Genomic DNA, 9,563 nt, shown 5'->3' on the forward strand with positions numbered 1-9,563 from the left:
ACAGAGATGTCTACTCGACATCTAAAGCAGTTAAAAGAAAAAGCATTTGAAAATAAAGAAGTTAAACAAGAGTATGATCAGTTAGAAGCTGAATTTAGCTTGGTTAATAAATTAATAAATCTTAGAAAACGCTCTGGCCTTACTCAGGAGCAAATAGCGGTAAAAATGGGAACGACTCGAGGTAATGTGTGCAGATTGGAAAAACTAGGTACGCATCCAAAACTTAATACTTTAGAAAAATATGCTAGAGCTTGCGGGTTTAAACTTGATTTTAAATTTAGTCATTTAAAACCTTAAAAAGTTTTTGTTTAAGCTGTATGGCAATAAAAATTGCAGCACCACAAGGGATTAGCCATTGATTAGGCAAGTGCTTACTGAGTATGTGTCAAAGTATCATAAAAAACATTCAATGGTTAAATAATTGCAAGATCATTCAGCCTTGACGGAAACAAGATTCCATTTAGGTGGTCAATTTCATGTTGTATGATGTGGGCTTTGAAGGCAGAAAGTAAATTTTGTATTGCTGCCAAAGTAGGTTATGATGCTTGTCAAAGCGAATGAAACTTAACAGGTGACCTGGTAATGTCTAATAGACATGATGCCGTCTTTAAAGACTTAATTAGTAATAAGGACTTTGCGGTATCTTTTTTGCAGCAATATCTGCCAAAAGAATTGGCACAATTAGTTGAGTGGCAAACGGTAAAGCTTGATTCTGCGAATGTTGAGCATACCCGACACCAGCAGAAAAAGGATTTAAAACAAAAAGAGCAATCTGACCTGACTTTTTTGTTTAATTTTCAAGATGGCAAAAATGGTGCTGTTTTTGTTCATATTGAAAGTCAGACAGGTGATGACGGTACGATTGTTATTCGCACGCGCCATTATCAAACCAGCTACCTGTTAGATTATATTAAACGCAATAAGACCATGAAAGATTTGCCATTGGTGGTCTCGATTATTTATTATGCAAATAAAAAGCCATTTAGTTACAGCCTTGATATCAATGATTATTTTGCTAATAAGGAGCTTGCTAAGAAGTATGCTTTTACTACGCAGTTTGTTGATCTAAATCGCTTTAGTGATGATGAAATTTTAGAACACGGATATATTGCCGGATATGAGTTGATATTAAAGGCAATTAGAGAAAAGCGTATTGATGGTAAATTGGATGTTGCAGTTAGTCAGATTGAAGCTTATGATCATATTGCCAGGCAGGTATTAATTCGTTACATGTCGCAATATTCAGATATGGAAACGGACGCATTTTATGGTAAAATAATAGACAGTAAACCAAATTTAAAAGGTGATGTTATGACAGTTGCTGAACAGTGGGAACAAAGAGGCATACAAAAAGGTATGCAACAAGGTATGCAACAAGGTATGCAACAAGGTGCATTGCTAAAAGCACAGGAAACAGCACGTAATATGATTGCTAAAGGCTATCCTTTGAATGATATTTCTGATCTAACTGGTCTTGATCTTGATACAGTGCTAAAGCTCAAGAAAAATAACAAACCTTAGTTGTGGCTAAGCGGTAGCTGCTAGGCGTAGCCTTGACGGAAACAAGATGCCATTTTGCAGTTGCCAGTGCCTGACTTTCTTAAATCCAAATGCTTCGTAGAAATTAATTGATTGATTGAGGTTTTTACATGAGATTGCTATGTGATGCGGTTTGAACATAAATTTCTTTCGATTTTGTTTTTGTGACGATAATGTAAAAAATCGCACCAATACTAATGATATAAAGCCATGGGAATTGAAGGTGATTCTGGCTTACAAAGTATTGTGAGATGATAGGGGCAGTTGCACCAAGAATTGCCGCTGCAAACCCCCATGCCATACTTGTACCAAGGCAGCGTATATGTGCTGGCAGCAAATAAAACATGTAACGAAACATAATGGCAGAAATGCCACTATTACCAATAACGTATAATATAATGCCTGCAGTGACGCCTGTGAAACTGTTTTTTTGAGCAGAAATAAAAAGCGTTGGTGCAGCAATACATACAATGAGGATACATGCTTTAAAAACAGATTTGTAATTTAATTTTTCTGCCAATACCGCCATAAAAGGAATACAAAGCGTGACAAAAAACTGTGCGGTCATTGAAATAACCATCGGGTTAAACTGGTTAGCTGTGTTAACTGTCTTATAGTAGCTCATGAAATAAATCATACAGGTATAAATGTAGATACTCATAAATGCACTGGCGACAAAGATTTTAAATAGCGATGACTTATAATTGCCTAACGTTTTAAAAAGATTAACTGTTAGTCTGTTCTTTTGAGATGTAGGTATGGGTGTGCTATAGGCGGGAGACTCCATGATTTTGTGTCTGGCAAATAAGATCACAAGTGAGACAGCAGCAGCAATATAATAAGCAAACCGCCAGCTTTCATGAGGATTGAAAACTTTGCTCATCATTAAGGAAACAAGTGCGCCCATAAACATGCCAGCTGAAGAGGAAAAACCTGTCCAGCTGCCAGAAATGGTTTTATTTTTAGGGTTGCTTTCCATTAATAATATGGATGAGTTATTAAACTCACCGCCTGCAGCTAAACCTTGTGTGAATCTAAGCAGTAATAACAATAAGGGTGCGAAATAACCAATAGAAGCATAGCTTGGAATAAATGCAATGCCGATGGTCGATATGGTCATAATATAACCACTGGCAATTAAGGTTGGTTTTCTGCCAGTGGTGTCAGACATGAACCCAAATATTGTTCCGCCTAGTGGCCTGCTTAGATATGAAATAGCAAAAATAAGATAGACAAATACCAGCGATTGCTGCGCATTGCCAGGAAAAAGAGACTCGGCAATCACAGCTCCTAAGTATAAATAGATGGAATATTCAAACCATTCTATAAAGACAAGTGAGGTGATAATAAATGATGATAGGTTTTTTTTCATAGGTAACGAGATGGCTGATTTTATTATGATGATTCTCCATTTGCGCCATTCTAATGCGATAATTTGAATATGTACAGTGCTTAAACTTACAGCATGTAGTAATCCACATGAATTTCTGCGATAATCCCAGGCAATTAAAATAGCAAAGACATAGAGTTCGCTGTCATATTTGCCTTGTTATCATAAAAATAAAGTAATAGGTTTATGTTTGATTATCAATTATTTAAACAGTTAAAAGCAAAAAAGCGGGTTGGTGATCAACATCAAGGCTTTATTAAAGGTGAGATTGCCGACAGGCTCTTAGATAAGCTTTCTTTTATCAAAATTTCACCGCAGAAGATTTATTTGGAAGGGGAATTTAGTCAATCACAAAGACAGATGCTCGCTTTAGCATATCCAATGGCAAAGCTCACTGATACGTTATCGTCTGGTACGGATATTATTTTATCAAACTGCCAATTGCATCAAACCCAAAGCATTGATAAAAAGCTCACCCATTATTATGCGCATTTATCAAAAAAAGGGGTGTTGCTGCTAAGCACTTTTGGTAGCACCAGTTTACAAGAGATTAAAAAAGCATGGCGTTTAATTGATAGCACACCACACATTAATCAAATGCTGGATATGCATGATTTAGGCGATATTCTATTAAATCATCAATTTCAAACACCAGTAGTGGATGCTGAGCATTTGCAACTGAATTATCAAACAATACAAGGAATGATCGAGGATATTCGTCAATTGCATGAGCCGTTAGCTGATACTAAAATGCGCAAGACGCTCACAGGGAAAAACCGCTGGCAACAGTTTATTAAACGTTTGGAAAAACAGGGTTTGTCAATCAATTATGAAATCGTTTATGCTTATGCGCAAAAACCTGAACGTCTATTGGCAAAAAAACAGGATGAACAAACTTCGTTGATAAGTTTTGAGATGTTAAAAAACACACTGAGAAAATAGTTGTTTTGTGTTTTGGTATTGAATAAAAATAATCGATGCCCGTTCCATTTAATACCAGGTTGTAGTAGAATTTGCGCTATTAAAAAGCAAGCCTGGTGTCCTGGATAGTGAAAAAATCGTTTTATAATATTCCTGCAACACGCCTGCTGCCAAGTAAGTGGGATATCTTCTCACTTTTTTTTGTTTTATCAATGATATTTATTGTGGCTTGGGTTTGCAGTAACTTAGGTGGCCAAGTTGATTATAGTAATATTAATACCTTAACGCAGTATGAAAAGCTGTCGATGAGCCTTTGGCAATTACCACGTTATGCAGCAGATACGACGGTTCGGATGTTTATTGCCTTATTCTTTTCTTTTATATTTAGCTTTGCCGTTGGCGCATTAGCGGCTAAAAATGAAAAGGCTGAAAGTGTTATAATTCCTGTAATTGATATTTTACAGTCGATTCCCATTTTAGGCTTTTTGGCCATTACTATTACTGGCTTTTTAGCGATATTTCCTTATTCTTTGTGGGGGGCGCAGTTTGCAGTAATTTTTGGCCTTTTTACTGCGCAAGCCTGGAATATGGTCTTAAGTTTTTATCAATCACTTAAGACTATTCCCAAAGAGTTAAGAGAAGCTGCTGACATGTATCAGTTATCTGCCTGGCAGCGTTTTTGGAAGCTGGAAGTGCCTTTTTCAATGCCAGGGCTTATCTGGAATACCATGATGTCAATGTCAGCCAGTTGGTTTATGATTGTTGCTTCAGAAACGATTGTGGTTAATTTTTCCAAAACAACTTCGGCAACGATTAATTTGCCTGGAATCGGCACGTTTATCGACCAGGCTAATGATGCACGAAATTTTACTGCAGTAGGCGCTGCAATTGTTGTGATGTTAATCGTTATCGTCTTATATGATCAATTGATTTTCCGGCCGATTGTGGCATGGTCTGAGAAGTTTGTGGTAACTGAAATGCAGCAGGAAACAGGTGCAAACTCCTGGTTTCTAAATGTATTGCAGCGCTCTGCTGTCTTACAATCCTTTGGTCGGTTTATTTCATTGCAAGCCAATCGAATCGTTAATATATCATGGCTTAAAAAAGATCTAAGCAAACATTATGATCAAAAAACACACACGCAGACTGAGGAAAATGAGTCTCGTGTAAAGAGTCTGGTTTGGCAGTTGTGTGTCATGTTAAGCATACTTGTTTTTATTTATTTAGCATGGCGTTTTATTTATAACAACCCGAATGATCCAATTGGGCTAAATGAAACGATTAAGGTCTTTGGCTATGGTTTGGCAACGGCAATACGTGTATTTGTTTTGATTATTGTGGCATCAATCGTTTGGGTACCAATTGGCATCTGGATTGGTTTACGCCCAAAAGTTGCTGAAAAAGTGCAGCCCTATGCGCAAATTTTTGCTGCATTCCCAGTTAATGTATTATATGGCCTTTTTGGCACGCTTGTGATTGCTTTTAATTTAAACTTTAATATCTGGTGCACATTGCTAATGGCGCTTGGGACGCAATGGTATATTTTATTTAATGTAATTGCGGGTGCCTCGGCAATTCCACATGAGTTAAAAATGGCAGCTAAAAACATGCAATTAAAAGGCTTTGTAAAATGGGTAAAGTTTCTGTTTCCTGCGATTATGCCTTTTTATGTGACCGGTGCGATTACAGCAGCAGGTGGTGCTTGGAATGCGAGTATTGTTTGTGAATACATTAATTGGGGCTCAAACTCTATTATTACGGCCACTGGGATTGGTGCATATATTTCTGAACAATACAATGCGCCAGGCAATCACACGGGAAATATTGCACTAGGGGTTGTGGTGATGTGCGTTTTTGTTGTGCTGACCAATAAACTATTCTGGCGTAGGCTTTATCATTATGCTGAGAAGCGTTTTGGCATGAACATGTAAGGAATCGAAATGGGACAGAATATCATTGAAGTCAAACAAGTATCAAAGGCTTTTAGAAAACCAGATAAGCAGGATCTGGTGGTATTAGAAGATGTTAATTTCACAATGAAAGAAGGTGAAATCGTTGCACTTTTGGGTAAATCAGGCTCGGGAAAATCAACGCTTTTACGTATTATTGCAGGGCTTACTGCGCCAACAACCGGTGAGGTACTTTATCGAGGCAAAAAAGTATCAGGCCCTGTGCCAGATATCTCTATGGTCTTTCAAAGCTTTGCCTTAATGCCTTGGTTAACTGTATTGCAGAATGTGGAGCTTGGTTTAGAGGCAAGAAACGTATCTGCTGCTGAGCGAAAAGAGCGTGCACTAAAAGCCATTGATATCATTGGTCTGGATGGTTTTGAAAACGCGTATCCAAAAGAATTATCTGGTGGGATGCGTCAACGTGTTGGTTTTGCCAGAGCATTGGTATTGAAACCGGATTTACTGTTGATGGATGAGCCATTTTCTGCGTTAGATGTATTGACTGCTGAAAACCTGCGCGAGGATTTATTGGAGTTGTGGGAGAAAAATGATGGAATGAAAGGCATCTTGTATGTCACACATAACATTGAAGAGGCTGTTTTAACCGCTGATCGCATCATTATCTTTGGCAGCAATCCAGGGTTTATTCGTGGTGAGTTGAAAGTGACTTTAGCGCATCCAAGAAACGCACAAGATGCTGCTGTAGCAGATTTAATTGATGAAGTTTATCGGATGATGACAACCGCTGAGACACGAGAGCTTACTGAGCGAATGAATAAAAGAAAAGCACTAAATATTGGTTATCGCTTACCTGATGCTGAAGTCTCAGAGTTAACAGGACTTTTAACTGAGATGGGTGATCTTCAAGAAAAAGGACCCATTGATTTGCCAGATCTGGCAGATTATGTGCGTTTAGACGTTGATGATTTATTTCCCATTATTGAAACGCTATCTGTATTGAATTTGGCGAGCGTTTCTGATGGTGATATTATGATGACAGGCCTTGGGAAGAAATTTATGTCTTCAGATATCGAAGAAAGAAAGATTTTATTTTCACAGCTGTTAATGAACAATATCCCACTTGCCCGTCATGTTGTGAAAGTTTTAAAAGAAAGGCCAAATAAAAAAGCGCCTGAAAGCCGTTTTTTATCTGAGCTTGAGGATTATTTAAGTGATGATGAAGCACAACGTGTGTTTAGTACTTTTATCGATTGGGCGCGCTATGCTGAGATTATTGAATATGATGCCACATCAAGAATATTAAGCCTTGATGAAACCAACACATAATGGTGCTTGATAGATGGGATGTGAGAAGTTTAACAAAGAAGGCTGGTATCTGGCTGCACGAAAACTGGCTTCCCCCAATTACAATATGCGCCCTGATAGCTGTGATATTCGCTTACTCGTCATTCACTGTATTTCCTTGCCAGAGGGTAAATATGATCAAAATAATGTTGAGGATTTTTTTCTGAATCAGTTGGATATCAATCAAGATGAAAGCTTTGCTGATATTGAAAATCTTAAAGTATCAAGTCACTTTTATATCAAACGTAATGGCCAAATCATTCAGTTTGTATCAACGCTAAATCGTGCCTGGCATGCTGGGAAAAGTACCTACAAAGGTAGGGAGAACTGTAATGATTTCTCTATTGGTATTGAATTGCAAGGCACAGATCATACAGATTTTACAGAAAGACAATACCAGCAGTTGATCCAGTTGAGTAATGACTTGATTGCACAATTTCCAGCACTTAAAGATAATATTGTTGGCCATAGTGATATTGCACCTGATCGCAAAACGGATCCGGGTGTTAAATTTGATTGGGTATATTATCGACAAAGGCTTATAGCGTGAAATTAATCAGATGCTTATTACTATTTGTTTTTGTTGGCGTTTTTTTTAATATCGGTTTTGGTAACCTGCGCGTTATTTCTTTATCACCAAATACGACAGAGATTATCCATGAAATTATTTCACTTGTTCCAAAATCACAATCAAAATCATCGGCACATTTGGTTGGAAGCATTACCTACCCAGGGCAACCAGCCTATTATCAAAACCTGGAAAATATCGGTAGCTTTCAAGCATTGAATATTGAGAAAATTTTAAATCTCAAACCGGATCTTGTAATTACCTGGCAATATCAGACACCACAGCAAACGTTAGTGCTTTTAAAGCGGTTTGGCATTAAGGTAAAAGTATTTCAAGCAGATAATTTGCAGACTCTAGCAAAATCATTTGTTCGTATAGGGCAGGTGATTGGTCTAAAAAAACAAGGACAAGCATTGGCAAAGCAATTTTCCCAGGCGCTTTTAGCCATAAGGCCAAAGAATTTTAAAATACAGCCTAAGGTGTTTTTACAGTTATCTAACCGACCAGTTTTTACAATTGGTGGGCAAGGTATTTTAAATGATATTATTGAATTTTGTGGCGGAAAAAATATTTTTTCTAAGGTCAATCAAATAAGCTTTGAAGTTAATCCTGCTGCTATTTTAGAATATAATCCTGATTTTATTATTCAAACAGGAAGTGTGTCACAAAATATGTTTCAAAGAAATGCTCAAAGTACATGGCAGAAATGGCCAATGCTTGCTGCGGTAAAGCATAAACATATTTTCGTTATTTCAGGTGACTCTATTGCACAATACAGTCTAAAAATAATTACAGGTATTACGCAAATTTGTGATATATTACACAAATCGTAGGGGCTATTTTGTAAGAAGATATGCTGCATAATCCTTTTTTTGGCGAGTTACTTGGATGCTTGACATTAATACTCTTAGGCGGTGGTGTTGTTGCTGGCGTTTTGTTGAAACAATCAAAAGCAAATGATAGTGGTTGGATTGTCATTACAGCAGGTTGGGGCTTTGCCGTGATGATGGGTGTTTTTATTGCCAACGCTGCAGGTTCTCCCCAAGCTGATATCAATCCAGCTGTAACCCTGGCAAAGTATTGCTTAGGTGTTTATTCTTCATTTTCTGTTGTGCTAAGTTTATGGGTTGCACAAGTTATCGGCTGTTTTTTGGGTGCTGTATTGGTATGGCTTGCCTATCTTCCTCATTGGAAAATCACCGATAATCCACATTTTAAATTAATGGTTTTCTCAACCCATCCGGCTTTACATCATCGATTTGGTAATTTCTTAACGGAGCTGATCGCAACAACATTACTCATTGTCTTTGTTGGTGCATTAATAAGCTATGGTAATTCACTGCCTTTTGCAAATGGCAGTTTGCCTTATATATTTGGTTTTGCGATCTGGAGTATTGGTTTATCACTAGGTGGGCCAACGGGTTATGCGATTAATCCAGCAAGAGATTTAGGTCCAAGGATTGCACACAGCATCTTGCCAATTCCAGATAAAGGCAGCAGTGACTGGGGCTATGTTTGGGTGCCAATTGTAGGGCCATTAGCAGGTAGTATTCTTGGTGTGATTATTATTCATTTGTTTATGTTCTAAAAAGCAAAGACGCGCATTAAGCATCTTCTCATCCATACTAAAAGGTTGTTGCTTCGCCACCCATGGTTAAGTGTATCTGTATTGAGTCTATCAAAAGTAATAAGAAGGAAGCTGTTATTATGGTAGATCTAATTTGGTCTTTTGATATTGTATCACTTATATATAAATAACGGACACACCGTCCTTTTAAAAAAAGATATAATTAACCAAGGGGGAATGTGGATCAATTTTCATCTCCCCGAGCAGGCAAAAGTCGTTAAGATTATCATGTGAAAGGAGTAAAAAATGAGTGCGCCAAGC

At 37.6% G+C, this 9,563-nt stretch carries 10 protein-coding genes; 8 read left to right on the forward strand and 2 right to left on the reverse strand.

The window, feature by feature from the left end:
* The coding region (locus tag DNK84_RS03100) for a helix-turn-helix domain-containing protein (RefSeq protein WP_407920605.1) at positions 1 to 297 on the forward strand (297 nt) is incomplete at its 5' end.
* Between the two features lie 116 nt (positions 298 to 413).
* On the opposite strand, the gene DNK84_RS14980 is transcribed toward DNK84_RS03100, so the two are convergent.
* Complete coding sequence (locus DNK84_RS14980) at positions 414 to 530, reverse strand: peptide deformylase (protein ID WP_119343115.1); 117 nt, start codon at positions 528 to 530, stop codon at positions 414 to 416.
* 52 nt (positions 531 to 582) lie between these two features.
* Here DNK84_RS14980 and DNK84_RS03110 point away from each other — a divergent pair, with 52 nt between their 5' ends.
* Positions 583 to 1,521 (forward strand): Rpn family recombination-promoting nuclease/putative transposase, encoded by a 939-nt coding sequence (locus tag DNK84_RS03110; protein ID WP_119343116.1) that lies wholly within the window; start codon positions 583 to 585, stop codon positions 1,519 to 1,521.
* 124 nt (positions 1,522 to 1,645) lie between these two features.
* On the opposite strand, the gene DNK84_RS03115 is transcribed toward DNK84_RS03110, so the two are convergent.
* Positions 1,646 to 2,911 carry an MFS transporter gene (locus DNK84_RS03115; RefSeq protein WP_119343117.1) on the reverse strand — a complete coding sequence of 422 codons (1,266 nt, stop codon included), beginning with the start codon at positions 2,909 to 2,911 and terminating at the stop codon, positions 1,646 to 1,648.
* Positions 2,912 to 3,115: 204 nt separating this feature from the next.
* On the opposite strand from DNK84_RS03115, the gene DNK84_RS03120 reads away from it, so the two are divergent.
* The 6 genes from DNK84_RS03120 to DNK84_RS03145 all read left to right on the forward strand — a co-directional run bounded on the left by DNK84_RS03120 (position 3,116) and on the right by DNK84_RS03145 (position 9,263).
* Positions 3,116 to 3,871 carry a malonyl-ACP O-methyltransferase BioC gene (locus DNK84_RS03120; RefSeq protein ID WP_119343118.1) on the forward strand — a complete coding sequence of 252 codons (756 nt, stop codon included), beginning with the start codon at positions 3,116 to 3,118 and terminating at the stop codon, positions 3,869 to 3,871.
* Positions 3,872 to 3,978: 107 nt separating this feature from the next.
* A complete protein-coding gene (locus DNK84_RS03125) occupies positions 3,979 to 5,781 on the forward strand; it encodes an ABC transporter permease (RefSeq protein WP_119343119.1) in 1,803 nt (600 codons plus the stop codon).
* A 9-nt stretch (positions 5,782 to 5,790) separates the two neighbouring features.
* Positions 5,791 to 7,089, forward strand: a complete 1,299-nt coding sequence (locus tag DNK84_RS03130) for an ABC transporter ATP-binding protein (protein ID WP_119343120.1) — start codon at positions 5,791 to 5,793, stop codon at positions 7,087 to 7,089.
* A 13-nt stretch (positions 7,090 to 7,102) separates the two neighbouring features.
* Complete coding sequence (ampD, locus tag DNK84_RS03135) at positions 7,103 to 7,657, forward strand: 1,6-anhydro-N-acetylmuramyl-L-alanine amidase AmpD (protein ID WP_119343124.1); 555 nt, start codon at positions 7,103 to 7,105, stop codon at positions 7,655 to 7,657.
* Entirely contained in the window at positions 7,654 to 8,508 is an 855-nt protein-coding gene (locus DNK84_RS03140; RefSeq protein ID WP_162902179.1) for an ABC transporter substrate-binding protein, read from the forward strand. Before ampD ends, DNK84_RS03140 begins: the two co-directional genes overlap by 4 nt.
* 20 nt (positions 8,509 to 8,528) lie before the next feature.
* Positions 8,529 to 9,263 (forward strand): MIP/aquaporin family protein, encoded by a 735-nt coding sequence (locus DNK84_RS03145; protein WP_119343122.1) that lies wholly within the window; start codon positions 8,529 to 8,531, stop codon positions 9,261 to 9,263.
* The last annotated feature ends 300 nt before the right edge of the window (positions 9,264 to 9,563 follow it).

This window comes from Facilibium subflavum, assembly GCF_003574485.1.
In the GTDB taxonomy this organism is placed as follows: Bacteria; Pseudomonadota; Gammaproteobacteria; order Francisellales; family Francisellaceae; genus Facilibium; species Facilibium subflavum.

Coding starts and splice junctions, on each gene's coding strand:
- DNK84_RS03110 (WP_119343116.1), top strand. CDS start 583: ATGTCTAATAGACATGATGCCGTCTTTAAAGACTTAATTAGTAATAAG.
- DNK84_RS03115 (WP_119343117.1), bottom strand. CDS start 2,911: ATGAAAAAAAACCTATCATCATTTATTATCACCTCACTTGTCTTTATA.
- DNK84_RS03120 (WP_119343118.1), top strand. CDS start 3,116: ATGTTTGATTATCAATTATTTAAACAGTTAAAAGCAAAAAAGCGGGTT.
- DNK84_RS03130 (WP_119343120.1), top strand. CDS start 5,791: ATGGGACAGAATATCATTGAAGTCAAACAAGTATCAAAGGCTTTTAGA.
- ampD (WP_119343124.1), top strand. CDS start 7,103: ATGGGATGTGAGAAGTTTAACAAAGAAGGCTGGTATCTGGCTGCACGA.
- DNK84_RS03145 (WP_119343122.1), top strand. CDS start 8,529: ATGCTGCATAATCCTTTTTTTGGCGAGTTACTTGGATGCTTGACATTA.